The sequence below is a fragment of the Agathobaculum sp. genome, from assembly GCF_022775115.1.
Lineage (GTDB): Bacteria > Bacillota > Clostridia > Oscillospirales > Butyricicoccaceae > Agathobaculum.
Window position 1 is genome coordinate 1 of record NZ_JALFLA010000074.1, and the last position, 22706, is coordinate 22706.

The 22706-nt window shown below is 60.8% G+C and carries 38 protein-coding genes; 1 reads left to right on the forward strand and 37 read right to left on the reverse strand.

Annotated features, from left to right (window positions below):
• A partial coding sequence (locus MR935_RS09030) for a hypothetical protein (protein ID WP_290572890.1) occupies positions 1 to 200 on the forward strand: 200 nt, incomplete at its 5' end.
• Between the two features lie 31 nt (positions 201 to 231).
• On the opposite strand, the gene ribF is transcribed toward MR935_RS09030, so the two are convergent.
• From ribF to rplB, 37 genes are all read right to left on the reverse strand, one after another.
• On the reverse strand, positions 232 to 1143 hold the full coding sequence (gene ribF, locus MR935_RS09035; protein WP_290572891.1) for a riboflavin biosynthesis protein RibF: 912 nt from the start codon (positions 1141 to 1143) through the stop codon (positions 232 to 234).
• Between the two features lie 56 nt (positions 1144 to 1199).
• Positions 1200 to 2123 (reverse strand): tRNA pseudouridine(55) synthase TruB, encoded by a 924-nt coding sequence (gene truB / locus MR935_RS09040; RefSeq protein WP_290572893.1) that lies wholly within the window; start codon positions 2121 to 2123, stop codon positions 1200 to 1202.
• Positions 2104 to 3072, reverse strand: a complete 969-nt coding sequence (locus MR935_RS09045) for a DHH family phosphoesterase (protein WP_290572895.1) — start codon at positions 3070 to 3072, stop codon at positions 2104 to 2106. Before MR935_RS09045 ends, truB begins: the two co-directional genes overlap by 20 nt.
• Positions 3069 to 3440, reverse strand: coding sequence for a 30S ribosome-binding factor RbfA (rbfA, locus tag MR935_RS09050; protein WP_290572897.1), 372 nt, complete (start codon positions 3438 to 3440; stop codon positions 3069 to 3071). Before rbfA ends, MR935_RS09045 begins: the two co-directional genes overlap by 4 nt.
• A 244-nt stretch (positions 3441 to 3684) precedes the next feature.
• Positions 3685 to 6003, reverse strand: coding sequence for a translation initiation factor IF-2 (gene infB, locus MR935_RS09055; protein WP_290572899.1), 2319 nt, complete (start codon positions 6001 to 6003; stop codon positions 3685 to 3687).
• 18 nt (positions 6004 to 6021) lie between these two features.
• A complete protein-coding gene (locus MR935_RS09060; protein ID WP_290572901.1) occupies positions 6022 to 6471 on the reverse strand; it encodes a L7Ae/L30e/S12e/Gadd45 family ribosomal protein in 450 nt (149 codons plus the stop codon).
• On the reverse strand, positions 6461 to 6736 hold the full coding sequence (rnpM, locus tag MR935_RS09065) for an RNase P modulator RnpM (RefSeq protein WP_290572902.1): 276 nt from the start codon (positions 6734 to 6736) through the stop codon (positions 6461 to 6463). The genes MR935_RS09060 and rnpM overlap by 11 nt, the downstream gene beginning before the upstream one ends.
• A gap of 20 nt (positions 6737 to 6756) precedes the next feature.
• Entirely contained in the window at positions 6757 to 7824 is a 1068-nt protein-coding gene (gene nusA / locus MR935_RS09070; RefSeq protein ID WP_290572903.1) for a transcription termination factor NusA, read from the reverse strand.
• A gap of 17 nt (positions 7825 to 7841) precedes the next feature.
• Positions 7842 to 8306 carry a ribosome maturation factor RimP gene (gene rimP / locus MR935_RS09075; RefSeq protein ID WP_290572904.1) on the reverse strand — a complete coding sequence of 155 codons (465 nt, stop codon included), beginning with the start codon at positions 8304 to 8306 and terminating at the stop codon, positions 7842 to 7844.
• Positions 8307 to 8547: 241 nt separating this feature from the next.
• Positions 8548 to 8892 (reverse strand): 50S ribosomal protein L17, encoded by a 345-nt coding sequence (rplQ, locus tag MR935_RS09080; protein ID WP_290572905.1) that lies wholly within the window; start codon positions 8890 to 8892, stop codon positions 8548 to 8550.
• Between the two features lie 72 nt (positions 8893 to 8964).
• Entirely contained in the window at positions 8965 to 9912 is a 948-nt protein-coding gene (locus tag MR935_RS09085) for a DNA-directed RNA polymerase subunit alpha (RefSeq protein WP_290572907.1), read from the reverse strand.
• Positions 9913 to 9995: 83 nt separating this feature from the next.
• On the reverse strand, positions 9996 to 10589 hold the full coding sequence (gene rpsD / locus MR935_RS09090) for a 30S ribosomal protein S4 (RefSeq protein ID WP_290572909.1): 594 nt from the start codon (positions 10587 to 10589) through the stop codon (positions 9996 to 9998).
• Between the two features lie 18 nt (positions 10590 to 10607).
• A complete protein-coding gene (rpsK, locus tag MR935_RS09095; protein WP_290572911.1) occupies positions 10608 to 11012 on the reverse strand; it encodes a 30S ribosomal protein S11 in 405 nt (134 codons plus the stop codon).
• Positions 11013 to 11028: 16 nt separating this feature from the next.
• Positions 11029 to 11397, reverse strand: a complete 369-nt coding sequence (rpsM, locus tag MR935_RS09100; protein WP_290572913.1) for a 30S ribosomal protein S13 — start codon at positions 11395 to 11397, stop codon at positions 11029 to 11031.
• A 315-nt stretch (positions 11398 to 11712) separates the two neighbouring features.
• Positions 11713 to 11826, reverse strand: coding sequence for a 50S ribosomal protein L36 (gene rpmJ, locus MR935_RS09105; protein ID WP_290572915.1), 114 nt, complete (start codon positions 11824 to 11826; stop codon positions 11713 to 11715).
• Positions 11827 to 11924: 98 nt separating this feature from the next.
• Complete coding sequence (infA, locus tag MR935_RS09110) at positions 11925 to 12143, reverse strand: translation initiation factor IF-1 (protein WP_016148769.1); 219 nt, start codon at positions 12141 to 12143, stop codon at positions 11925 to 11927.
• A gap of 22 nt (positions 12144 to 12165) precedes the next feature.
• Entirely contained in the window at positions 12166 to 12444 is a 279-nt protein-coding gene (locus MR935_RS09115; RefSeq protein WP_290572920.1) for a KOW domain-containing RNA-binding protein, read from the reverse strand.
• Positions 12444 to 13208 (reverse strand): type I methionyl aminopeptidase, encoded by a 765-nt coding sequence (gene map / locus MR935_RS09120; protein WP_290572922.1) that lies wholly within the window; start codon positions 13206 to 13208, stop codon positions 12444 to 12446. Before map ends, MR935_RS09115 begins: the two co-directional genes overlap by 1 nt.
• A 3-nt stretch (positions 13209 to 13211) precedes the next feature.
• Positions 13212 to 13841: an adenylate kinase gene (locus MR935_RS09125; protein ID WP_290572924.1), complete on the reverse strand. Its 630-nt coding sequence runs from the start codon at positions 13839 to 13841 to the stop codon at positions 13212 to 13214.
• Positions 13842 to 13860: 19 nt separating this feature from the next.
• Entirely contained in the window at positions 13861 to 15159 is a 1299-nt protein-coding gene (gene secY, locus MR935_RS09130) for a preprotein translocase subunit SecY (protein WP_290572926.1), read from the reverse strand.
• Position 15160: 1 nt separating this feature from the next.
• The gene (rplO, locus tag MR935_RS09135; protein WP_290572928.1) at positions 15161 to 15601 is read right to left on the reverse strand and encodes a 50S ribosomal protein L15; all 441 of its coding nucleotides are present in this window, start codon (positions 15599 to 15601) and stop codon (positions 15161 to 15163) included.
• Between the two features lie 3 nt (positions 15602 to 15604).
• Positions 15605 to 15787 carry a 50S ribosomal protein L30 gene (gene rpmD / locus MR935_RS09140; RefSeq protein ID WP_031472218.1) on the reverse strand — a complete coding sequence of 61 codons (183 nt, stop codon included), beginning with the start codon at positions 15785 to 15787 and terminating at the stop codon, positions 15605 to 15607.
• 17 nt (positions 15788 to 15804) lie between these two features.
• The gene (rpsE, locus tag MR935_RS09145; RefSeq protein ID WP_290572931.1) at positions 15805 to 16308 is read right to left on the reverse strand and encodes a 30S ribosomal protein S5; all 504 of its coding nucleotides are present in this window, start codon (positions 16306 to 16308) and stop codon (positions 15805 to 15807) included.
• 18 nt (positions 16309 to 16326) lie between these two features.
• Positions 16327 to 16686: a 50S ribosomal protein L18 gene (gene rplR / locus MR935_RS09150; RefSeq protein ID WP_290572932.1), complete on the reverse strand. Its 360-nt coding sequence runs from the start codon at positions 16684 to 16686 to the stop codon at positions 16327 to 16329.
• Positions 16687 to 16707: 21 nt separating this feature from the next.
• Positions 16708 to 17253 (reverse strand): 50S ribosomal protein L6, encoded by a 546-nt coding sequence (gene rplF / locus MR935_RS09155; RefSeq protein ID WP_290572933.1) that lies wholly within the window; start codon positions 17251 to 17253, stop codon positions 16708 to 16710.
• Between the two features lie 15 nt (positions 17254 to 17268).
• Entirely contained in the window at positions 17269 to 17667 is a 399-nt protein-coding gene (rpsH, locus tag MR935_RS09160) for a 30S ribosomal protein S8 (RefSeq protein WP_290572934.1), read from the reverse strand.
• A gap of 380 nt (positions 17668 to 18047) precedes the next feature.
• Entirely contained in the window at positions 18048 to 18233 is a 186-nt protein-coding gene (locus tag MR935_RS09165; RefSeq protein WP_031475639.1) for a type Z 30S ribosomal protein S14, read from the reverse strand.
• A gap of 12 nt (positions 18234 to 18245) precedes the next feature.
• On the reverse strand, positions 18246 to 18791 hold the full coding sequence (gene rplE / locus MR935_RS09170; RefSeq protein WP_290572935.1) for a 50S ribosomal protein L5: 546 nt from the start codon (positions 18789 to 18791) through the stop codon (positions 18246 to 18248).
• A gap of 19 nt (positions 18792 to 18810) precedes the next feature.
• Positions 18811 to 19128: a 50S ribosomal protein L24 gene (gene rplX, locus MR935_RS09175; protein WP_290572936.1), complete on the reverse strand. Its 318-nt coding sequence runs from the start codon at positions 19126 to 19128 to the stop codon at positions 18811 to 18813.
• Positions 19129 to 19143: 15 nt separating this feature from the next.
• Positions 19144 to 19512, reverse strand: a complete 369-nt coding sequence (gene rplN / locus MR935_RS09180) for a 50S ribosomal protein L14 (RefSeq protein WP_290572937.1) — start codon at positions 19510 to 19512, stop codon at positions 19144 to 19146.
• A gap of 12 nt (positions 19513 to 19524) precedes the next feature.
• A complete protein-coding gene (gene rpsQ, locus MR935_RS09185) occupies positions 19525 to 19782 on the reverse strand; it encodes a 30S ribosomal protein S17 (protein WP_290572938.1) in 258 nt (85 codons plus the stop codon).
• A 14-nt stretch (positions 19783 to 19796) separates the two neighbouring features.
• Entirely contained in the window at positions 19797 to 19997 is a 201-nt protein-coding gene (gene rpmC, locus MR935_RS09190; protein ID WP_290572943.1) for a 50S ribosomal protein L29, read from the reverse strand.
• Entirely contained in the window at positions 19997 to 20425 is a 429-nt protein-coding gene (gene rplP / locus MR935_RS09195) for a 50S ribosomal protein L16 (RefSeq protein WP_290572939.1), read from the reverse strand. The genes rpmC and rplP overlap by 1 nt, the downstream gene beginning before the upstream one ends.
• Entirely contained in the window at positions 20425 to 21207 is a 783-nt protein-coding gene (rpsC, locus tag MR935_RS09200; protein WP_290572940.1) for a 30S ribosomal protein S3, read from the reverse strand. Before rpsC ends, rplP begins: the two co-directional genes overlap by 1 nt.
• Positions 21208 to 21220: 13 nt before the next feature.
• Positions 21221 to 21556, reverse strand: coding sequence for a 50S ribosomal protein L22 (gene rplV / locus MR935_RS09205; protein ID WP_290572941.1), 336 nt, complete (start codon positions 21554 to 21556; stop codon positions 21221 to 21223).
• Positions 21557 to 21574: 18 nt separating this feature from the next.
• Positions 21575 to 21856, reverse strand: a complete 282-nt coding sequence (rpsS, locus tag MR935_RS09210) for a 30S ribosomal protein S19 (protein WP_054326968.1) — start codon at positions 21854 to 21856, stop codon at positions 21575 to 21577.
• An 18-nt stretch (positions 21857 to 21874) separates the two neighbouring features.
• The coding region (gene rplB, locus MR935_RS09215) for a 50S ribosomal protein L2 (protein WP_290572942.1) at positions 21875 to 22706 on the reverse strand (832 nt) is incomplete at its 5' end.

A 22706-nucleotide genomic window follows, 5' to 3' on the forward strand; every position in this document is an offset into this window, starting at 1 on the left:
ACGCCTCCGCACTTGACATGCCCGCAGACTGCTGTTATTTTGTAGACAAGGCATCAGCAGCTGGCGCCGCTCCCGCCTTAAATTATTTTGGCTCTATTTTGCACTGCCCGGCAGTGTTTACACAAAATTTGGGACAGACCCAATATATGCCGAAAACCCGGCTGCCGCTTAATACAAGGCCGGGTTTCTCGACAGGCTGAAGCGCGTACCGCCCCGGTACGCGCTTTTTCTTCACTTCTGCCCTGCAAAGTACGCGCGCGTCTCGCGCACGTTCTGCCCGATCGCCTCTTTGAGCGCTTCGACCGATTCAAAGCGCATCTCCGGCCGCAGGAACTTGTACAGCTCAACATGGATCAGCTTGCCGTACAGGTCGCCCGCGTAATCGAGCAGGTGCGGCTCGATGGTCGGCGCGCCGCTGTCGACAAAGGTCGGCCGGATGCCGATGTTGGTCGCCGCGATGTAGCTTCTGCCCTCGACCTGTACACGCGCAGCGTATACGCCGTAGGGCGGCAGCGCCATCTCGCCCGGCAGGCGCAGGTTGACGGTCGGCACGCCGAGCACGCTCGTGCCTACCCGGCGGCCGTGCTCGACCACCCCGCTCACCGTGTACGGGTGGCCGAGAAAGCGCGCCGCGCCCTCCATATCGCCCTGCGAGATCAACTGCCGGATGTAGGTCGACGAGACCACGATGCCGTCCACCTTAACGTCCTCGATGCAGTCATAGCCGATGCCGGCCTTTTCGCATTCGGCCGCCAGCCCCTCGGCGTTGCCCAGACCCTTGTAGCCGAAGCGGTTGTTGCGCCCCGAAACAATCCACGCCGCGCCGAACTGCTCAATGAGCATATGGTGGATGAAATCGCGCCAGTCCATATGCTGCATCCGCTCGTCAAAATGGCCGAAAATGACCTCGTCCACGCCGCCCAGCTTTTTGATCTCCTCACGGCGGTAGGCATTGGCTGTGATGAGCGGCACCTGCCGCCCCAGCACCACCGAATCCGGGTGCACATCAAATGTAAACACCGCGCTTGTACCCCCGAGCTGGCGCGCGCGCTCGACCGCCTTCCGCATCAGCGCCCGGTGGCCAAGGTGTACACCGTCAAAATACCCGAGCGCGATCGCACGGGGATTTTTATATCTTTCCATGGGAAGCCCCCTGTTGCTTTGCCCGCAGCGGCATACAGCGCCGCCCGGGCACGGTTTTATCGAAAATTTTTATAAACGAACAGCCCCAGCCCGCCGATTTCGAGCGCGCGCACCTGACCGAGCATGACAAACGCGCCCCGGTGGTACACGCGGCACAGCGCGCCCTCGTCCGCGGGCATATCCGCGGCCATGCGCGGGAAGACGACCGCGCCGCGCGCCGCGCGCGCCATGCCCTCATCGGTCAGCGTGACGGCGGGATGGGCGGCAAACAGGCCGTCCACCGGCAGCAAGAGCTGCCGCACCGTCTCCTCCTGCGCCGCGCGCTCGACCTGCTCCAGCGTGTGGCACCGGTCGAGCGTATACGCACCCGCCCGCGTGCGCACCAAGCTGTGCATGACGGCCAGCGTGCCGAGCGCCTCGCCCAAATCGTTGATGAGGGTGCGCACATAGGTGCCCTTGCTGACCACCAGACGCAGCGTGCCCTTTTGCGCGTCCTCGTCAAAATCGAGCAGCGCGATCTCGTGCACGGTGATGTCGCGCGCGGGGCGCTCGACCTCCCTGCCCTTGCGGGCCAGCTCATACAGCTTGCGCCCGTCCACCTTGACCGCCGAATACATCGGCGGCAGCTGGCGCTGCGCGCCTGCAAAGCGCCCGAGCGCCTGCTCGACCGCGCCGCGCGCGGCAGACCGTCCGCTGCTGCCGAGCGTTTGGCCGGTCGTGTCCTGCGTGTCCGTGCTGTACCCAAGGGTAAAGCCCGCGATGTACGCCTTATCCTGCGCGGCGGCAAAGTCGGCCGCGCGGGTCGCCCCGCCGATGAACACGGGCAGCACGCCGGTGGCCAGCGGGTCGAGCGTGCCGCCGTGGCCGATGCGCTTGGTGTGCAGAATGCCGCGCAATTTGGCCACCACATCGTGCGAGGTAAAGCCCTGCGGCTTGTCCATCAGCAGAATGCCCGAAAGCTCAGATACCGCTCTGCTCATAAACCTCCTCTGCCGCCCGGATGACGGCTTCGCGGGCCTGCGCGGTCGTCAGCTCTGCGCCAAGGGTGGCGCCAGCGGCGCGCAGATGCCCGCCGCCGCCGAATTTCCGGCAGATGGCCGAAGCGTCGACCTCCTTGGTCGTGCGCACGGACAGCTTGGTCGTGCCGTCCTTGTTTTCGGTCAGTGTCAGACCGACCTGTACGCCCTCGATCTGGCGCGTCAGCGAGGCGATTGAGTCCAAATCGTCCATATCCGCGCCTGTGCGGTCGATATCCGCGCGGCGCAGCACGGCCAGCGCGATCCTGCCGCTGTGCAGAAACTCCATCGTGTCGAACAGGATGCGCTCCATCTCAAAGCGCGGGCGCGACTTTGTCTCAAACAGCGCGCGGTTGATCTCGCCCCCGTCGATACCCGCCGCCAGGCAAGCCGCAGCGACCTCGTGGCTGTGCGCGGTCGTGTTGGAGAACTTAAAGCAGCCTGTATCGGTCGACAGGCCGACGTAAACGCACCCGGCAATGTCCTGCGTCAGCCGCACGCCGAGCGCCGCCAGCACGTCGTACACCACCTCGGCACAGCCGCCCGCGCCGGTCTGGATGAGATTCTGCCGGCCGTAGCCTATGTTCGAGCGGTGGTGGTCGATCACCAGATCGACCCGGCCTTTATATTCCTCTGCGTTATCCGTAAAGAGCTTCTCCTCCGCGATATCGGTCGTTATGATATACTGCGGGGAGAAATCTTTCGGCGGATAACACTCTGTTATCATTGGCGCGTAGCGCTTGGTGACCTCGGCGTTGGGCAGGATATAGGCCGTTTTGCCCAGCTGGCGCAGGCCGCGGCACAGCGCGCCCGCGCAGCCCGTGGTGTCGCCATCCGGGCGGCGGTGGGTGAGGATGAGGACATCGTCCGCCGCTTGCAGCGCGGCGGCGGCGCCCCCGATATCCACTGTCATTGGCTCTCCTCCCCTCCGAGCTTGCCCTCGCTTTTCAGCTCATGCAGCATTTCCGAGATATGCGCGCCGTGCGTGATCGAGTTATCCAGCTCAAACACCAGCTCGGGCGCATAACGCAGCTGCACCCTATGGCCGACCTCGCGCCGCAGCCAGCCCGCGGCCGATTTCAGTCCCTTCATGACCTCTCCAGCCTGCTGCGCGCTGCCCAGTACGGAAACATAGCACTTGGCATAGCGCAGATCGTTTGTCACCTCGCAGCGGATGACCGAGACCATCGCGCCCTGCACACGCGGATCCTTGACCAAGCGGATGGCATCGGCCAGCGCCTTCATGACCTCCTCGGAAATACGGTCGATTCGTGTAGACATATTGCTTCCTCCTTCGTTGAGGATGGGTATACCAGTACAAACGGCGCAGCCGTTTGTCAAATTTCATCCATCCGGGGCTTTGCCTCGGATGGATGAGCTTTCATCGCTTCCGCCATGCAGAGGCGCAAAAAGCCGCGACACGCGCGTGGCTTTTTGCACAAGTGCGGAGCTTTTCTGCCTGTGCTGTGTCCGTGTCCTACACGACACAGCACCCTCGTTTGAAAGCGCGCTTTCAAACGAAACGTTACGGCTTTACTTCCTCCATCACGAAGCACTCGATGATATCCTGCTCCTTGATGTCGTTATAGTTTTCGATGCTCATGCCGCATTCATACCCGGAAGCGACTTCCTTCACATCGTCCTTGAAGCGCTTGAGCGTGTTGAGATGCCCCTCGTGGAACACGATGCCGTCGCGCACAACGCGCACCTCGGCGTTGCGGCGAATAACGCCATCCTGCACATAACAGCCCGCGACCGCGCCCGCGCCCGTGATCTTGAACACCTGCCGCACCTCGGCATGGCCCAGCACGACCTCCTTGAACTTCGGCTCGAGCATGCCCTTCATGGCCTGCTCCATTTCCTCTATCGCGTCGTAGATGATGCGGTACATGCGCATATCCACGCCCTGCTGTGCGGCGGAATCGGTTGCCGTGCGGTCAGGACGGACGTTGAAGCCGACGATGATCGCGCCCGAAGCCGAGGCCAGCATGACATCCGACTCGTTGATCGCGCCGACCGCACCGTGGATGACCTTGACACGCACCTCGTCGTTGGAGAGCTTTTCGAGCGAGGAGCGGATCGCCTCGACCGAGCCTTGCACATCGGCCTTGACGATGATGTTCAGCTCTTTCATCTCGCCCTCCTGGATGGAGGCGAACAGGTTGTCGAGCGTTACCTTGTGCATCTGCTTGTTGCGCGCTTCCTTTTCCTTGTGTTTGCGCTGCTCGACCAGCTCACGCGCCATCTTCTCATCGTCGACCGCGTCGAAGATGTCGCCCGCGCCCGGCACCTCGGCCAGACCGATGATCTCGACCGGCACGGACGGGCCTGCCGACTGGATCTTGCGGCCGTCGTCGTCAGTCATAGCGCGCACACGGCCGACCGCCGTACCCGCGATGACCGTATCACCCGTGTGCAGCGTGCCGTTCTGCACCAGCAGCGTCGCCACCGGGCCGCGTCCCTTGTCCAGCTTGGCCTCGATGACCGTACCGCGCGCCTTGCGGTTGGGGTTGGCCTTCAGATCGGCCACCTCGGCGGTCAGCAGCACCATTTCAAGCAGGTTTTCGATACCCTGCCCAAACTTGGCCGAGATATTGCACACGATGGTCTCGCCGCCCCATTCCTCGGGCACGATCTCATATTCGGTCAGCTGCTGGAGCACCCGATCCGGGTTTGCACCCTCCTTGTCGATCTTGTTGACCGCGACGATGATCGGCACGCCTGCGGCCTTGGCGTGGTTGATCGCCTCAATGGTCTGCGGCATCACGCCGTCGTCCGCCGCGACGACCAAAATCGCAATGTCGGTCACCTGTGCGCCGCGCGCGCGCATCGAGGTAAAGGCGGCGTGACCCGGGGTATCGAGGAAGGTGATCGGCTTGCCGTCGATCGCCACGCGGTACGCGCCGATGTGCTGCGTGATGCCGCCGGCCTCGCCCTCGGTCACCTTGGTTTTACGGATGGCGTCGAGCAGCGAGGTCTTACCGTGGTCAACGTGACCCATGACCACCACGACCGGGTCGCGCGGCTGCAGCTCCTCCGCCTTGTCCTCGCGCTCGTCAAAGAGCTGCTCCTCGATGGTGATGTGGACTTCCTTTTCGACCTTGCAGCCCATCTCCTCGGCCACGATGGCCGCAGTCTCATAGTCGATGATCTCCGAGATGGAGGCCATCACGCCCAGCTTAATCAGCCCCTTGATGACGTCGGCCGCGGTGCGCTTCATGCGGCTGGCCAGCTCACCGACCGAGATCTCGTCCGGGATCATCACCTTGACCGGGATCTTCTTGAGCGCCGCCATCTGCTGCTGGCGCTGCAGGCGCTTCATCTTCTCCTGCTCCTCCTGCCGGCGCTTGTTGCCGAAGGGCTTGGCGCGCTGGTCGGCCTTTTTGGTCAGCTTCTGCTTTTTCTGGCTGGTGGACTGCATCCGCTCGGCCTTTTCGGTCACGAGCGAATCCACATGATCGTCATACTTGGCGAGGTTTACATCGCCCGTACCGCGGGTGTCGATGCGGTGCACCTGCTTTACCTTGGACGGCGCGCTCTGCCCGCCCTCCTTCTTCTCCGCCGGACCCGCCGCGGCCTGCGCGGGTGCGGCGGAAGCCGCCGCTGCCGGCTGCGCGGCAGGCTGACGCGCGGCCATCTGGGCATTCAGCGTCTGCTCAATGTCCTCTACCTGATGCTGCTGGGTCATATACGAAAAGATGACGCTCAGCTCCTTGTCGCCCAGCACCTGCATATGATTTTTGGGAGCCGAGCAGTACCGGGTCAGGATCTCGGTGATCTCCTTGGTGGATGTGCCCAAGTCCTTGGCGACCTCGTGCACGCGATACTTATTCTCAATTGCCATTGGCGCTTACCTCCGTTTTCATTTCTTTGGACTGGATATATCTGCGCCGCTTGCGGCCCTTCCGGGGCCTGCGGTTTTGCGTTTCTTCTTCCCTTTGCGCGCTTGGATACGCGCGTTCTTGTCGGCCAGCTGCGCGGCCGCCGCCGCGTAGCTGGCATCGCCCGCGGCCAGCCTGCCGACCGCCGCCGCCGCCATGCCGATCTCACTCGAGGCGCACAGCGCGCAGCCGCTGCGGCCGATGGCCGCGCCCAGCGCCTCCTTGCCCTGCGGCAGCGTCACGCAGGGGACGCCCGCCTTCTGCGCGTACTGCGCGGCTTTTTTGGCTGTGCTCGCACCCGCGTCCGCAGCGGTGAACACACACCTTGCCTTGCCGGACTGGCACATCTCGCGCACCAGCTCGTCTCCGTAGGCCAGCTTGCCCGCGCGCCGCATCAGGCCGATCAGGCCGAGGACGGGATCATTTGCCATGCGCGTCCTCCATCTGCCGCTCGAGCGCGTCATACACGCTTTCCGGCACCTCGACCTCGAGCGCACGGCTGATCGCGCGGCTTTTGCGCGCTTTTTGCAGGCATTCCGGTTTGCCGCACAGGTACGCGCCGCGGCCGGGCGCCTTGCCCTTGAAGTCAAGCGACAGCTCACCCTCGGGCGAGCGGACGACGCGGATCAGCTCACGCTTGGCAAACCGCTCGCGGCAGCCGAGGCATTGCCGCATGGGTATCTTCTTCTGTACCATTCCGCCGCACCTCCGCTCGGTTATTCGCCCTGCTGCGAGGCGGGCGCGATGTCGATCTTACAGCCGGTCAGCTTGGCGGCCAGCCGGGCGTTCTGCCCCTCCTTGCCGATGGCGAGCGACAGCTGATCGTCCGGCACGATGACGCGGCAGCTCTTGCCGTCGGCCTGCACGGTGGCCGAGATCACATCGGCCGGTGCGAGTGCGGCCGAGACAAACTGCGCGGTATCGTCCGACCATTTGATGATGTCGATCTTCTCGCCGCTCAGCTCCTTGGTGATGCTGGTCACACGCGCGCCGCGTGTGCCGACGCACGCGCCGATCGGGTCAACGTTTTCATCGTTGGACATGACGGCGATCTTTGTGCGGTTGCCGGCCTCGCGCGCGATGCTCTTAACCTCGACCACGCCCGAGTGTATTTCCGGCACCTCCAGCTCAAACAGGCGCTTGACCAGCCCGGGATGCGTGCGGGAAACAACGACCTGCGGCCCGCGCGTGCCGCGCCGCACCTCGATCAGATAGACTTTCAGATGCTGTCCCTCGGTCAACACCTCACCGCGCACCTGCTCGGACACGGCCAGCACGGCCTCGCTCTTTTCGCCGCCGGATACCACATCGAGATAGGCGTTGCCCGAGCGCGGGTCGATGCGGGAGAGCACGCCGGTCAGTATCTCATGCTCCTTGCTCTCAAACTCCGAAATGACCATGCCGCGCTCGGCCTCGCGGATGCCTTGGATGATGACCTGCTTGGCCGTCTGCGCCGCGATGCGGCCAAAGGACTTGGTCGGTATGTCGATGTCGATGATATCGCCCACCATGGGATTTTTTTTGTACTCCGCGGCCTCCTCAAGCGTGATCTCCTCATATGGCTCGTAGAGATCCTCGGCGCGCACGACCGTTTTGCGCACATACATCTTGATGGTCTTTTTCTCGCGGTCGGGTTCGACGAATACATTGTCCGTCATGCCGTCGTTTTCGCGCTTATAGGCGGTAATGAGCGCCTGTCCGACGCGGTCGAGCATATACTCGACCGGGATCCCCTTTTCCTTTTCCAGCATCTCGAGTGCTGCAAAAAATTCTGCGTTCACCATTTTTCCAGCTCAGCTCCTTAAATCTCTACCGCGAGTCTGACTGCGGCAATGTCCTTGGGTTCGTAAATGGTTTGCTGCCCGCCGCGCTCGAGCGTGACGCGGCCGTCGTCGTAGCTGACGAGCGTGCCCTCGACCTGCTTTGCGCCGTCCACCGGCTTGTAAAAGCCCACTTCGACCGTGTGCCCGATAAACGCCGCGAAATGCTCCGGACGCGCCAGCCGCCGCGACAGCCCCGCCGACGATACGCACAGCGTATAGGACGGCATATCGTCAAACTCCTTTTCATCGAGCATGGGGTCGAGCGCGCGCGAGACCTGTTCGCACTGGTCGATGCTGACGCCCTCTGGATGGTCAACGGTGACGGTCAGCATATACTGGCCGCCTTCCTTTCCAAATTCCACGTCCCACAGGGAAACGCCTGCCGCCGCGCACAGCGGCCGCACCAGCTCCTCCACCCGGGCGATGATCTGCTTTGCCTGCAAAGCCGTCCCTCCTTTTAGAAAATGCTCTAAGCAAAGCGTAAGGAGTGGCTGTCGCCACTCCTTACGGTTACTTTTCTTACTTAACAATAGCAGTATATCACCTTTTCCGCCCCAATGCAATAGGTTTTGTGAAAAAAATATCCCAGCCGCCGGTGCGGCGCGCAAATAAAAAGGTTATCCAGTAAGCACACTACTGGATAACCTTTTTCGGTCGTTCCATCTGACAGGCAGGCGCGCTGTCTTACTTGACCAGCTCGATGATCGCCATTTCGGCGGCGTCGCCGCGGCGCGGGCCGGTCTTGATGATGCGGGTATAGCCGCCGTTGCGGGTGGCATACTCGGACGCGATCTCAGAGAACAGCTTGGCAACGACAGACTCCTTCGTGATAAAGGCCATTGCCTGACGGCGGGACGCGAGGGTGTTCTTCTTGCCAAGGGTGATCATCTTCTCGGTCAGCGGGCCGACTTCCTTCGCGCGGGCAACGGTGGTCTCCACTCTGCCGTTTTCAAGCAGGTAGGTCACCATCGCGCGCAGCATCGCCATACGGTGATCGGTAGGACGGCCGAGCTTGCGATTGTTAGCCATTCGTGTGTACCTCCAATTTCAAACAACAAGCGGCGGCGCGGCATTCGTGCCGCCGCGGTTTCGGATCAATTCTTATTCGTCGGATTTCGCAAGACTGAGACCCATGGCCTCCAGCTTGCCGATGACCTCCTCGAGCGACTTGCGGCCGAGGTTGCGCACCTTCATCATATCTTCCTCGGAGGTGTTGATCAGGTCCTCTACCGTGTTGATGCCCGCGCGCTTGAGGCAATTGAACGAACGCACCGAGAAGTCCAGCTCCTCAATGGTCATCTCAAGCACCTTATCGTGCTGTGCTTCGGCTTTTTCAACAACGGTGGACTTCGAGCCGATCTCCTCGGACAGGTCGACGAACAGATCAAGGTGGTCGCGCAGCACCTTCGCGCCGAGCGAGACAGCGTCCCGCGCGGTGATGGTACCGTCGGTCCAAACCTCAAGCGTGAGCTTATCATAATCGGTCAGGTCGCGCACACGGGTGTTTTCCACCGTGTAGTTGACCTTGTAGACCGGCGTGTAGATCGAATCCACCGGAATGACGCCAATGGAGGCCTGATGCTGCTTGTTCTTCTCCGCCGGGACATAGCCGCGGCCGGAAGTCAGCGTGATCTCCATAGACAGGCGCGCATCGCTCATCAGCGTGGCGATGTGCATGTCGGGATTGAGTATCTCGACCTCGCCGTCGGCATGGATATCCCCCGCCTTGACCTCTCCCTCGCCGGCGGCCTCGATATAGACCGTCTTGGGGCCGTCGCAGTGCAGCTTTGCAATGATGCCCTTGATGTTCAGCACGATCTCGGTCACGTCCTCTTTGACGCCCGGGATGGTGGAGAACTCATGCTGCACGCCGGCGATCTTGATGCTCGACGCAGCCGTGCCCGGCAGCGAGGAAAGCAAAATGCGGCGCAGGGAGTTGCCAAGCGTAGTGCCGTATCCGCGCTCCAGAGGCTCAATAACGAATTTGCCGTAGGAGCCGTCCTCAGCGAGCTGTTCGCAGTCAATACGCGGCTTTTCGATTTCGATCATGGGGTGCCCTCCTTCACGTTGGTTGGAAACTGAAACGGAACAGACCGAGCAGACGCCCCGCCTGTTCCAAAAGCGAGGGTCTATTATTTCGAGTACAACTCGACGATGAGGTGCTCGGCAACATCGTAGTCGATGTCATCGCGCGCGGGCATCGCAACGATCTTGCCCTCGAACGAATCCTTGGCCTTGTCGATCCACTTGGGGCAAGCCTTCTTGCCGTTCTCCTCCAGCAGGGACTTGAACTTCGCGGTCGAACGGGACTTCTCACGAACAGCGATCACATCGCCCGGCTTTACCTGAAAGGACGGGATGTTGACGCGGTGGCCGTTTACGGTGAAGTGCGCGTGGTTTACCAGCTGGCGCGCCTCACGGCGGGTGTTGGCAAAGCCCATGCGGAACACCACATTATCCAGACGGCGCTCCAGCTCCTGCAGCAGGATCTCACCCGTGATGCCCTGCTTGCGCTCGGCCCTCTCGTAGTAGGCGTGGAACTGCTTCTCGAGCACGCCGTAGATGAATTTTACCTTCTGCTTCTCAGCCAGCTGCATACCGTACTCGGACTGCTTGCGGCGGGACTGCTTGGGCTGGCGCTTGGTGGACTTGGAGTAACCAAGCACCGCGGGGGAAAGACCAAGCGTCTTGCAGCGCTTGAGTACGGGCTGTGTATTCTTAGCCATTGATCGGTTCCTCCTCTGTTAGACTCTTCTTCTCTTGGGCGGGCGGCAGCCGTTGTGCGGGATCGGGGTCACGTCCTTGATCATAGTGACCTCGAGACCGGCGGCCTGCAGCGCGCGGATCGCAGCCTCACGGCCCGAGCCGGGTCCCTTTACATAGACCTCGACCGTCTTCAGGCCGTTCTCCATCGCGGCGGCGGCAGCGGTCTCCGCCGCGGTCTGCGCGGCATAGGGAGTCGACTTACGGGAACCACGGAAGCCCATCTCGCCGGCCGATGCCCACGAGATCGCGTTGCCGTTCAGGTCGGTGATGGTAACGATGGTGTTGTTAAAGGAGGAACGGATATGCGCCGCGCCCTTCTCGATATTCTTGCGTTCACGGCGGCGCGTGCGGGTCGCGCCCTTCTTCTGCTGTACCTTAGCCATTTATACGTTCCCCTCCTTACTTCTTCTTGTTCGCAATGGTCTTCTTCGGGCCCTTGCGGGTGCGCGCGTTGGTCTTGGTGCGCTGGCCGCGCACAGGCAGTCCGCGGCGGTGGCGCAGGCCGCGGTAGCAGCCGATCTCCACCAGACGCTTGATATTCAGTCCGATCTCACGGCGCAGGTCACCCTCGACGTTATAGTCGCGCTCGATGATCTCACGCAGCTTGGCGGCTTCTTCCTCGGTCAGATCCTTGACGCGGGTATCGGGATTGATACCGGTCTTTTTCAGAATTTCGTTGGACGTTTTGCGGCCAATGCCGAAAACGTAGGTCAGGCCGATCTCCACGCGCTTCTCGCGGGGAAGGTCAACACCGGCAATACGTGCCATATTTACTAAAACCTCCGATTTGTTTACACTGAGGCGTGTTTGCAAACACAGTATAGGAGCCGCCTCCGCCCCTGCAGCGCTGTGCTGACGCACATGCTTGTCGTGTTCACTCTGTCCAACTGTCCGCGCCTCCGGCGCGGCTTCATTAGGCAATCACGATGCGATTGCAATAAAACGAGCAGGCTTTGCCTGTTCGTTTCATCCCTCGACGCAGGTGCATTGTGCGCCGTCGTTCGGGTATCGAAAGCAGGCTTCCTGAAAGCCTGTTTTCGTATATAGGGGACCTTTTGCAGCCCCCTATACCCCGTTAGGGGATTAGCCTTGCTTCTGCTTGTGCTTCGGGTTGGTGCAGATGATCATGACCTTGCCCTTGCGGCGGATGATCTTGCACTTCTCACAGATCGGCTTAACAGACGGTCTTACCTTCATGACATTTTACCTCCATCAAAATTTATTGGTGGGATGGGACACCGGCTCGTGCCGGCGACCGCTGGCGCGTAGGCCACTTGCGCGCCTCCGCCCGCTTTTCACTTGCTTCGCCAAGTGATGCGACCGCGGGTCAGGTCGTAGGGCGACATCTGAACGGTGACCTTGTCGCCGGGAAGAATGCGGATAAAGTTCATGCGGAGCTTGCCCGAGATATGTGCCAGAATCTTATGGCCGTTGGGTAGCTCGACCTGAAACATTGCGTTAGGCAGCGCCTCTATGACGGTACCTTCCAGCTCGATTACATCATCTTTTGCCATTGTTGTGTGTTGCCCTCCTCGGTCAATTTGCCTCCTCGTCCCCTGTCCAGAGGGCGAGAGCCTTGCGGATGTCGCTGTTGGTCAGCCTGCCGTTTTGCAGCAGCTTCTGCCGGGTGCGCGCATCGCACGCGCCCTGACGGCTGACATGTTTGCGGCGCTTGCGCTTGGGGCGCTCGGCGCGCCGCGCGCGGCCGTTTGCCAGCAGAAGGAAGTCCCCCTCCTCGGCAACGGCCAGCATCAGCTGACCCCGGTCTCTGCCGGCCAGCGACAGCACGATGTCGGCTGCGTGTGACTCCACCATCAAAGCACCTCGCCGTCGATATTGGTCATGATCTCAGGCTCGCCATCTGTGATGGCGATGGTGTTCTCATAGTGGGCGGACAGCTTGCCGTCCTTGGTCTTGACGGTCCAGCCGTCCGGCAGGACCTTGATGTCATACACACCCGCGTTGACCATGGGTTCCACTGCGAGCGTCATACCGCGCTGCAGGCGAAGGCCATGTCCCGGGCGGCCGAAATTCGGCACCTCGGGCGATTCGTGGAGCCTTTCCCCCACGCCGTGGCCGACGTAGGCGCGCACCACCGAAAAGCCGTTTTCCTCCACATAGGCCTGCACGGCCGCGGAGATATCGGAAACGCGGTTGCCCTCGCGGGCAAATCGGATACCTTCATAGAAGCTCTGCCGGGTCACTTCGATCAACCGCCGGGCCTCCTCGGGCACCTCGCCGCACGCGATCGTGCAGGCGCAGTCGCCGTGGTAGCCGTCGATATACGCGCCGACGTCTACCTTGACAATATCGCCCTCCTTGATCACGCGCGTCTCCGAGGGGATGCCGTGGATGACCTCGTCGTTGATCGACACACAGGCGCTGCCGGGAAAGCCGCCGTAACCAAGGAATGAGGGACGCGCCCCCATATCCTCTATCGTTTTGCGGACAATCCGGTCTATCTCGCCCGTCGTAACGCCGGGTCGAACGGCGTCTGCCGCCGCCTTACGCGCCAAGGCGGTAATGCGGCAGGCCAGACGCATCCGTTCGAGCTCTTGCTCGGATTTCAAATGAATCATGGTTTACAGGCCAAGCGCCTTGACGGCCAGCTCCGCAGTCTCGCCAATACCCTTGGTGCCGTCCATGCATTTGAGCTTGCCCTGCGCCTCGTAGTACGCCTTGAGCGGCTCGGTCTGCTCATGGTAGACCTCCAAGCGGTGCTTGACCACATCGGGCTTGTCGTCCTTGCGCAGCTGCAGCTCGCCGCCGCACGCATCACACACGCCCTCGGCCTTGGGGGGATTGGTCGAAACGTGGAAGGTCGCGCCGCACTTGGCACAGACGCGGCGGCCGGTCATGCGGCCCTCGATGATCTCATCGGGCACCTCAAGGGCAAGCGCGCAGTCGATGGACGCGATCTTATCCAGCTCCTCGGCCTGCGGGATGGTGCGCGGAAAACCATCGAGAATGAAACCGTTCTTGCAGTCGTCCTGCGCGATGCGCTCACGCAGCATGTCGATGACAAGCTGGTCGGGCACCAGCTTGCCTGCATCCATAAACTCCTTGGCCTGCTGGCCGAGGGGAGTGTTGTTTGCGATCGCCTCACGCAGGATATTGCCGGTCGATACGCTCGGCACACCCATTTTTTCAATCAAATATGCGGATAGTGTGCCCTTACCGGCACCCGGAGCACCAAGTAGAATCAGATTCATTGATTGTCGCCTCCTGAAATCATTCCAAGAAACCCTTGTGATGTCGCATCATCATCTGCGCTTCCATCTGCTTGACAGTGTCCAGCGCAACGCCAACCACGATGATGACCGATGTGCCGCCCAGCGCCACATTGGACAGGTTCGGGGAGATCGCGCCAACAATCAGCGGCAGAATAGCCACCACGCCGAGGAACACCGCGCCGACAAAGGTGACCTTGCCGAGCGCCTTGCTGATGAAGTCCGAGGTCGGCTTGCCCGGGCGGAAGCCCGGAATAAAGCCGCCGTTCTTCTTCAGGTTATTGGCGATCTCGATCGGGTTAAACTGGATGGACGCATAAAAATACGCAAACGCAAGGATCAACAGCCCATACACTACAATATAGAAGGGGTTGCTCTGCGAGAACAGGTTGAGGATGTGCCAGCCGACCGTCCCGGTCTCCGGCGTCCAGAACATCGAGATGGTCTGGGGCAGCGAAAGCAGGGACGAGGCGAAGATGATCGGCATAACGCCGGAAGCGTTGACCTTGATCGGCAGGTGGGTGGACTGGCCGCCGTACATCTTGCGGCCGACCACGCGCTTGGCATACTGCACCGGGATGCGGCGCTCCGCGTTGGACATGAACACGATAAACACCACAATCGCAATGCCGATGATGACCATCAGCACAGCCGAGACAATGCCCGAGCCACCCGACTTGGCCAGATTGACGATAGTCTTTATCAGCGTCGGCCCGCGGGAGACGATGCCCGCGAACAGGATGATCGAGATGCCGTTGCCAATGCCGTTCTGGGTGATATGCTCACCCAGCCACATGATGACCGCCGTGCCCGCGGTAAAGGTCAGCACGATAACGGCCATGGCCAGCGGGCTGTCGGTCGACAGCATGCTCACCTGATAGCCGTTGCGCAGCAGCGCATAATAGGAGAAGCCTTGCACAAGACCGAGGACGACCGCCAGATAGCGCGTCCACGAGGCGATCTTCTTGCGGCCTTCCTCGCCGCCTTCCTTGACCATGCGCTCAAGCGCGGGGATGGCCACGGTCAGCAGCTGCAAGATAATAGATGCGTTGATATACGGCGTGATGGACATGGCGAAGATAGTCGCGGTGGATAGACCACCGCCGGTCAGCATATCCAGATAGCCGAGCATCGAGCCGCCCACAGTCGCGTTCTGGAAGAACTGTGCGAGCAGCTCTGTGTTGATAAACGGAACAGGGATGCACGAGCCGAAGCGGAAGATCAGCAGGATAAACAGCGTATACAGGATCTTCTTACGCAGCTCGGGCATATGCCAGGCGCTTTTAAGGGTTTGAAACACCTTAAATCACCTCAGCCTTTCCGCCTGCGGCTTCGATCTTCTCCTTCGCGGAAGCCGAGAAGGCGGCGGCCTTGACCGTCAGCTTCTTGGTCAACGTGCCGTTGCCAAGGATCTTGATGCCGTCAAGAGCATTCTTGACGATGCCGGCCTCGCGCAGGGTCTCTGCGGTGACCTCGGCGCCGTCGTCAAACTTCTCCAGCACGGAGACATTGACCGGTGCGTAGGTGGTGCCGAAAATGTTGTTGAAACCACGCTTCGGCAGGCGGCGCGCCAGAGGCATCTGGCCGCCTTCAAAGCCCGGGCGAACGCCGCCGCCCGAACGGGCCCACTGACCCTTGTGGCCGCGGCCCGCGGTCTTGCCATTGCCGGAACCGGCGCCGCGGCCCTTGCGGTAAGCCGGCTTGGTGGCGCCTGCGGCGGGCGTTAATTCATGCAGCTTCATGGGTTACGCCTCCTCTACAACTTCGAGCAGATAACCGATCTGCTTTACCTTGCCGCGCGTCTGCGCGTTGTCCGGCTGAACGGTTACGTCATTGATCTTCTTAAGCCCCAAAGAGTGCGCGGTCGCAATGTGCTTGTCCAAGCGGCCGACCAGGCTCTTTTTCAGGGTAATCTTCATGTTAGCCATTGTGAGTTACCCCTTTCTTACAGTTCTTCAACGGCTTTGCCGCGAATCGCCGCCACCTGAGCAGCGTCGCGCAGGCTCTTGAGGCCCTCCATCGTCGCGGTAACGACGTTCTGCGGATTGTTCGAGCGCAGGCACTTGGTACGGATGTCCTTGATGCCGGCAGCCTCGACCACCGCGCGCACCGCGCCGCCGGCGATCACGCCGGTACCGGGAGCGGCGGGCTTGAGCAGCACGCGGCCCGCGCCGAACTCACCAATGACCTCGTGCGGGATGGTCGTGCCCTTGAGCGAAATCTTGACGAGGTTCTTCTTGGCGTCCTCTATGCCCTTGCGGATAGCGTCCGGCACTTCGGAGGCCTTGCCCAGACCGAAGCCGACCGTGCCCTTGCCGTCGCCCACGACGACCAGCGCCGCAAACTTGAAGATACGGCCGCCCTTAACGGTTTTGGCGACGCGGTTGAGCGCCACGACGTTTTCGGAAAACTCGTCCTCGCGCTTATCGTTTCTATCAAACTTAGCCATGATTTACCTCCTCCCGACTTAAAACTGCAGGCCGCCCTCGCGGGCGCCCTCGGCCAGTTCCTTCACGCGGCCGTGGTACAGGTAGCCGCCGCGGTCAAACACGACCATCTCAATACCCTTGGCCTTGCAGCGCTCGGCAACCAGCTGGCCGACCTTCTTGGCCGCCTCCTTGTTGCCGCCGTATGCGGTGAAGTCCTTCTCGGTAGTCGAGGCGGACACTAAGGTAACACCGGCGACATCGTCGATGACCTGTGCGTAAATATTCTTGGCAGAGCGGTAAACGTCGAGACGCGGACGCTCGGCGGTGCCGCTGATCTTTGCGCGCACGCGCTTGTGGCGCTGCAGGCGCGCCTTGTTGGAATCCTTCTTCGATACCATTTTGATTCGCCTCTCCTTTCCTTACTTCTTCTTCGCGCCGGTCTTGCCTTCCTTGCGGCGGACATACTCGTTCGTGTAGCGGATGCCCTTGCCCTTATAGGGCTCCGGCGGACGCTTCTCACGCACTTCAGCCGCAAACTGGCCGACCTTCTGCTTGTCAGGACCGGAGATGATGATCTTGTTGGGATTCGGCACCTCGATGGTGATGCCCTCGATCTCGCTCATCGTTACCTGATGCGAGTAGCCGAGGTTCATGACCAGATCCTTGCCCTGCTTGGCCACACGGTAGCCTACGCCCTGCACGTCCAGCTCCTTCTTGAAGCCTTCGGTAACGCCGACCACCATGTTGTGGATCAGGCTGCGGGTCAGGCCGTGCAGCGCACGGTTCTGCTTATCGTCGTTCGGGCGGGTGACCAAGATCTCGCCATTTTCCACCTTGACGATCATATTCGGATGGATCTCACGGGTGAGGGTCTCCTTGGCGCCCTTTACCGTTATCACGCAGCCGTCGATCTTCACTTCGACGCCGGCGGGGATGGCAATCGGCATTCTACCAATTCTGGACATATTCTATACCTCCCCTTACCATACGAATGCGAGGACTTCGCCGCCGACATTCAGCTCGCGCGCCTTTTTGTCGGTCATGATGCCTCTCGACGTGGATACGATGGCAATACCAAGGCCGCGCAGCACGCGGGGCAGCTCCTGCGCGCCGGCGTATACACGCAGGCCGGGCTTGGATACGCGCTTGAGGCCGGTAATGGCCTTCTGGCGGCCCTCCACATACTTGAGCGTGATGCGGATGATGCCCTGCGTGTTGCCCTCGACGACTTCATAGGACTTGATATAGCCCTCGTCAAGCAGGATCTGGGCGATTGCCTTTTTCATTTTGGACGCGGGTACGTCCACGCTGGCATGACGGGCATTGCCTGCGTTGCGGATACGGGTCAGCATATCCGCAATGGGATCGGTGATCTGCATAAATGCTCTCCTTTTCAAGAAGTTTGGGGGTAGTGCAGCAATCGGGGGTGGGTCAGTTCCCCAAAAGCGTCCGTCTGTTTTGACAGACGCCCGATTGACCTGTTTGCCTCCCACTTTTCTTTACACTGTCTGTGGCCTTTCCACAGGCAGCGGCCGGGGGGGACGGCTGTTCAACCGAACAGCCGATAAGCCCGCAAAGCGGGCTATCGATTTATTATAGCACGGTTTTATGCGTAATGACAAGCTGCAAAGTGCATATTTTTTTCAAAAGAACGTGTTTTGTTCCCGTCAAAACGCAATAAAAATCCATTTCCCGTGCACTTTCGAGCAAATCCTCAAAAGCGGGCGCGCACCGCGCCCGCTTTTTGGATAGATCGTTTTTACCAGCTTGCCTTGCGCACGCCCGGGATCTGACCCTTATAGGCCAGCTCGCGGAAGCAAATACGGCAGATGCCGAAATCGCGCAGGTAAGCGTGCGGACGGCCACAGATCTTGCAGCGGTTGTAAGCACGGGTGGAGAACTTCGGCTTTGCCTGCTGCTTGAGGATCATAGATTTTTTAGCCACGTTTTCTCCTCCTTACTTGGCAAACGGAGCGCCCATCAGCGTGAGCAGCTCTTTGGCTTCTTCGTCGGTGTTTGCGGTGGTGCAGATGACGATGTCCATGCCGCGGATCTTGTCGATCTGGTCATAGGAGATCTCCGGGAAGATCAGCTGCTCCTTCAGGCCGAGGGCATAGTTGCCGCGGCCGTCGAACGCGTCGCCGTTGATGCCGCGGAAGTCGCGCACACGGGGCAGCGCCACGTTGAACAGACGGTCGAGGAACTCCCACATACGGTCACGGCGCAGCGTGACCTTGACGCCGACCGGCATACCCTCGCGCAGCTTAAAGTTCGCAACCGACTTCTTCGCGTGGGTAACGACTGGCTTCTGGCCGGTGATCTGGGTGATGTCGCGCACGACCGACTCGATGACCTTGGCGTTGCCGTTGGCCTCCTTGCCGCAGCCGACATTGATGACGATCTTGTCGATCGTCGGAATCTGCATCACGCTCTTGTACTGGAACTTCTTCATCAGAGCAGGCGCAACATCCGCGGTATACCTTGCTTTCATATTCGGAACCATTGATTGCATCCTCCTCTTCTTACAGTGTCTCGCCGCAGTGCTTGCAAACGGTCGCCTTGGCGCCGTTCTCCAGCAGCTTGTGCGCCGGGCGGGTCGGCTTGTCGCACTTCGGGCAAACGCGCATCACCTTGCAGGCGCGCAGCGCGCCCTCGCGCTCGATGATGCCGCCGGTCTCGCCCTGACGGCGCGGCTTAGTGTGGCACTTGACCATGTTGATGCCTTCGAGCACGACCATGCCCTTCTTCGGGTCAACGGACAAAATCTTGCCGCGCTTGCCCTTTTCCTTGCCGGAAAGAACAACTGCGGTGTCGCCCTTCTTTACATGCAGAGTATTCATTTCTTGGCGACCTCCTTACAGTACTTCGGGAGCAAGCGACAGGATCTTCATATAGTCCTTATCGCGCAGCTCACGCGCGACAGGCCCAAAGATGCGGGTGCCGCGGGGGTTTTTGTCTTCACGGATGATAACGCCTGCGTTCTCATCAAAGCGGATATAGCTGCCATCCGCGCGGCGCAGCCCCTTGACGGTGCGGACGATCACGGCCTTGACCACATCGCCCTTCTTCACGCCGCCGCCGGGGGTGCACTTGCGCACCGAGCAGACAACAACGTCGCCGATGTTGCCGTACTTGCGCGAGGAGCCGCCGAGAACACGGATGACCTTCAGTTCCTTCGCGCCGCTGTTGTCGGCCGCGCGCAGAAACGTTTCCTGCTGAACCATGTGCTCTCCTCCTTACTTAGCCTTCTCGATGATCTCGACCAGACGCCAGCGCTTATCCTTGGACAGCGGGCGGGTCTCCATCACCTTCACCTTGTCGCCGATGCCGCATTCGTTGTTCTCATCGTGCGCCTTCAGCTTGTAGGTGTGCGGAATAACCTTCTTATACAGCGGATGCTGCACGCGATCCTCGATCGCAACGACAATGGTCTTGTCCATCTTATCGGAAACGACCTTGCCCACTCGTGTTTTGCGTAATGCTCTTTCGCTCAATTCGTTTCCCTCCCTTACGCCTTATCCGCGAGCTGCTTCTCACGGAGCACGGTGCCTACGCGCGCAATGTCGCGCTTGACCTCGGTGATCTTGTTGGTGTTTTCCAGCTGATTGGTAGCGAGCTGAAGACGGAGGTTGAAGAGGTCCTTCTTCAGGTCGCCGAGCTTTGCAGTCAGCTCTTCAGCCGTCAGCTCTCTGATCTCGGTTGCCTTCATCATGCTTCACCGCCATTCTTGGTATCACGGGCAACGAACTTGGTCTTGCACGGCAGCTTGTGGCTGGCCAGACGCAGCGCCTCGCGGGCGACTTCCTCGGAAACGCCGGCGATCTCAAACAGCACGCGGCCGGGCTTGACGACCGCTACCCAATACTCGGGCGAGCCCTTACCGGAGCCCATGCGGGTCTCGGCCGGCTTCTCGGTTACCGGCTTGTCGGGGAAGATCTTGATCCAGACCTTACCGCCGCGCTTGGTGTAGCGGGTCATGGCGATACGGGCCGCCTCGATCTGGTTGGAGGTGATCCAGCACGGCTCGGTCGCCTGCAGGCCGAATTCACCATTGGAAACGAAATTGCCGCGCATGGCCTTGCCCTTCAGGCGGCCACGGTGCACGCGACGGTATTTAACTCTCTTGGGGAGCAGCATTAGCGGTTGCCTCCTTCCTGACGGGGCGCGCGGCGCTCGCCGCTGCCGCGGTTAAAATCGCGGCGGCCACCGCGGCGGTCGTCGCGGCCGCGGCGCTCACGGCGCTCGAAAGCGGGCTTGGGCGCCTCGATCGAACGGCCGAGACGCGGGCCGCCGTGGAGTACCTCACCCTTGTAGATCCATACCTTTACGCCGATGCGGCCATAGGTGGTCGCGGCCTCGGCAAAGCCATAGTCGATATCCGCGCGCAGCGTCTGCAGCGGGATGGTGCCTTCGTGATAGTGCTCGGTGCGGGCGATCTCCGCGCCGCCCAGACGGCCGCCGCAGGACACCTTGATGCCCTTGGCGCCCATGCGCATCGCGCGGCCCATCGCCTGCTTCATCGCGCGGCGGAAGCCGATGCGCTTCTCCAGCTGCGCGGCGATATTCTCGGCCACCAGCGTGGCGTTGGTGTCCGGATTCTTGATCTCGATGATCGAGCACTTGACCTTCTTGCTGTACTTGCGGGTCAGCTCCTCCTCGAGCTTCTTGATATCCTCGCCGCCGCGGCCGACGACCATGCCCGGGCGCGCGCACTGGATCATGATCTTGATCTCGTCGTTCTTGCGCTCGATCTCGATGGCCGGCACGCCTGCGTCATACAGGCGCTTTTTCAGCTCCTTACGGATGTTGTAGTCTTCCACGAGGAGGTCGCCGAACACATCGTCCTTGGCGAACCAACGGGAATCCCAATTCTTGATCACACCGACACGGAGACCGTTCGGATTTACTTTCTGGCCCATTGATTACCCTCCCTTATTCTTTCTCGCCCAGAACCAGCGTGATGTGCGAGGTTCTCTTGAAGATCCTGAACGCACGGCCCTGCGCGCGCGGCATGACGCGCTTCATGATCGGGCCGGGACCGACGTGTACTTCCTTAACATACAGCTTGTCGGTGTTCATGCCGTGGTTGTTCTCGGCATTGGCGACCGCGCTCTTGAGCAGCTTTGCCATCGGCTCACTGGCGGCCTTGGGGGTGTTCATGATAATGGCCATCGCCTCGCCCGCATCCTTGCCGCGGATCAGATCGCAGATCAGCTTGATCTTACGCGGCGTCATGCGCACGTTGCGTACAATTGCTCTTGCTTCCATGTTCCTCTAACTCCTCCCTTACTTGCCGTTATTGGAGGTCTTGCTGCCCGCGTGTCCCTTATAGGTACGGGTGGGAGCAAACTCGCCCAGCTTGTGACCGACCATGTCCTCGGTAACATATACCGGAACGTGCTTGCGGCCGTCATGCACCGCGAAGGTGTGGCCGACGAACTCCGGGAAGATGGTAGAGGCGCGCGACCAGGTCTTAAGGACCTTCTTCTCGCCTTTTTCGTTCATCTCAACGACTCTTTTGATAAGCTCAGGAGCCACAAAAGGGCCCTTCTTAACACTTCTGCCCATATTACGTTAACTCCTTTCTCACTTACCGTTGCGCCGGCGGACGATCTGCTTGTCGGTCCGGTGGTTCTTCTTGCGGGTCTTGTAGCCCATCGCCGGCTTGCCCCACGGGGTAACAGGCGAGGGACGGCCGATCGGGCTCTTGCCCTCACCGCCGCCGTGCGGGTGGTCGCACGGGTTCATGACAGAGCCGCGCACGGTCGGACGGATGCCCATGTGGCGGCTGCGGCCGGCCTTACCGATCTGCACGTTGGAGTGGTCGGAATTGCCCACGACGCCGATGCTGGCCTTGCACTCAAGGCGGATATAGCGCAGCTCGCCCGAGGGCAGGCGCACCATCGCCTTGCCGTTCTCCTTGGCCATCAGCTGTGCGGCCACGCCGGCCGAGCGCACCAACTGCGCGCCCTTGCCGGGGTACAGCTCGATGTTGTGGATCATCGTACCGACCGGGATGTTGGCCACCGGCAGGCAGTTACCGGGCTTGATATCGGCATTGGCCGAGGAAACGACCTTGTCGCCGATCTTAAGACCCTCGGGCGCGAGGATATAGGCCTTTACGCCGTCCTCATACTGCACCAGCGCGATGTTGGCCGAGCGGTTGGGGTCGTACTCGAGCGTCAGCACGGTCGCCGGCATATCCAGCTTCTGACGCTTGAAGTCAATGATGCGGTACTTCTTCTTGTTGCCGCCTCCGATGTGGCGCACGGTGATGCGGCCATAGCTGTTGCGGCCGGCGGTCTTCTTGACCTTTTCGAGAAGGCTCTTCTCGGGCTTCACCTTGGACAGGCCCTTGTAGGAAAGCACAGTCATATTTCTGCGCGAGGGCGTCGTCGGGTTGAAAGTCTTGATAGCC

Coding starts and splice junctions, on each gene's coding strand:
- ribF (WP_290572891.1), bottom strand. CDS start 1,143: ATGGAAAGATATAAAAATCCCCGTGCGATCGCGCTCGGGTATTTTGAC.
- truB (WP_290572893.1), bottom strand. CDS start 2,123: ATGAGCAGAGCGGTATCTGAGCTTTCGGGCATTCTGCTGATGGACAAG.
- MR935_RS09045 (WP_290572895.1), bottom strand. CDS start 3,072: ATGACAGTGGATATCGGGGGCGCCGCCGCCGCGCTGCAAGCGGCGGAC.
- rbfA (WP_290572897.1), bottom strand. CDS start 3,440: ATGTCTACACGAATCGACCGTATTTCCGAGGAGGTCATGAAGGCGCTG.
- infB (WP_290572899.1), bottom strand. CDS start 6,003: ATGGCAATTGAGAATAAGTATCGCGTGCACGAGGTCGCCAAGGACTTG.
- MR935_RS09060 (WP_290572901.1), bottom strand. CDS start 6,471: ATGGCAAATGATCCCGTCCTCGGCCTGATCGGCCTGATGCGGCGCGCG.
- rnpM (WP_290572902.1), bottom strand. CDS start 6,736: ATGGTACAGAAGAAGATACCCATGCGGCAATGCCTCGGCTGCCGCGAG.
- nusA (WP_290572903.1), bottom strand. CDS start 7,824: ATGGTGAACGCAGAATTTTTTGCAGCACTCGAGATGCTGGAAAAGGAA.
- rplQ (WP_290572905.1), bottom strand. CDS start 8,892: ATGGCTAACAATCGCAAGCTCGGCCGTCCTACCGATCACCGTATGGCG.
- MR935_RS09085 (WP_290572907.1), bottom strand. CDS start 9,912: ATGATCGAAATCGAAAAGCCGCGTATTGACTGCGAACAGCTCGCTGAG.
- rpsD (WP_290572909.1), bottom strand. CDS start 10,589: ATGGCTAAGAATACACAGCCCGTACTCAAGCGCTGCAAGACGCTTGGT.
- rpsK (WP_290572911.1), bottom strand. CDS start 11,012: ATGGCTAAGGTACAGCAGAAGAAGGGCGCGACCCGCACGCGCCGCCGT.
- rpsM (WP_290572913.1), bottom strand. CDS start 11,397: ATGGCACGTATTGCCGGTGTTGACCTTCCCCGCGAGAAGCGCGTGGAG.
- rpmJ (WP_290572915.1), bottom strand. CDS start 11,826: ATGAAGGTAAGACCGTCTGTTAAGCCGATCTGTGAGAAGTGCAAGATC.
- infA (WP_016148769.1), bottom strand. CDS start 12,143: ATGGCAAAAGATGATGTAATCGAGCTGGAAGGTACCGTCATAGAGGCG.
- MR935_RS09115 (WP_290572920.1), bottom strand. CDS start 12,444: ATGGTGGAGTCACACGCAGCCGACATCGTGCTGTCGCTGGCCGGCAGA.
- map (WP_290572922.1), bottom strand. CDS start 13,208: ATGATTCATTTGAAATCCGAGCAAGAGCTCGAACGGATGCGTCTGGCC.
- MR935_RS09125 (WP_290572924.1), bottom strand. CDS start 13,841: ATGAATCTGATTCTACTTGGTGCTCCGGGTGCCGGTAAGGGCACACTA.
- rplO (WP_290572928.1), bottom strand. CDS start 15,601: ATGAAGCTGCATGAATTAACGCCCGCCGCAGGCGCCACCAAGCCGGCT.
- rpmD (WP_031472218.1), bottom strand. CDS start 15,787: ATGGCTAACATGAAGATTACCCTGAAAAAGAGCCTGGTCGGCCGCTTG.
- rpsE (WP_290572931.1), bottom strand. CDS start 16,308: ATGGCTAAGTTTGATAGAAACGATAAGCGCGAGGACGAGTTTTCCGAA.
- rplR (WP_290572932.1), bottom strand. CDS start 16,686: ATGGTATCGAAGAAGGATTCCAACAAGGCGCGCCTGCAGCGCCACAAG.
- rplF (WP_290572933.1), bottom strand. CDS start 17,253: ATGTCCAGAATTGGTAGAATGCCGATTGCCATCCCCGCCGGCGTCGAA.
- rpsH (WP_290572934.1), bottom strand. CDS start 17,667: ATGCAGATCACCGATCCCATTGCGGATATGCTGACCCGTATCCGCAAC.
- rplE (WP_290572935.1), bottom strand. CDS start 18,791: ATGGTTCCGAATATGAAAGCAAGGTATACCGCGGATGTTGCGCCTGCT.
- rplX (WP_290572936.1), bottom strand. CDS start 19,128: ATGAATACTCTGCATGTAAAGAAGGGCGACACCGCAGTTGTTCTTTCC.
- rplN (WP_290572937.1), bottom strand. CDS start 19,512: ATGGTTCAGCAGGAAACGTTTCTGCGCGCGGCCGACAACAGCGGCGCG.
- rpmC (WP_290572943.1), bottom strand. CDS start 19,997: ATGAAGGCAACCGAGATCAGAGAGCTGACGGCTGAAGAGCTGACTGCA.
- rplP (WP_290572939.1), bottom strand. CDS start 20,425: ATGCTGCTCCCCAAGAGAGTTAAATACCGTCGCGTGCACCGTGGCCGC.
- rpsC (WP_290572940.1), bottom strand. CDS start 21,207: ATGGGCCAGAAAGTAAATCCGAACGGTCTCCGTGTCGGTGTGATCAAG.
- rplV (WP_290572941.1), bottom strand. CDS start 21,556: ATGGAAGCAAGAGCAATTGTACGCAACGTGCGCATGACGCCGCGTAAG.
- rpsS (WP_054326968.1), bottom strand. CDS start 21,856: ATGGGCAGAAGTGTTAAGAAGGGCCCTTTTGTGGCTCCTGAGCTTATC.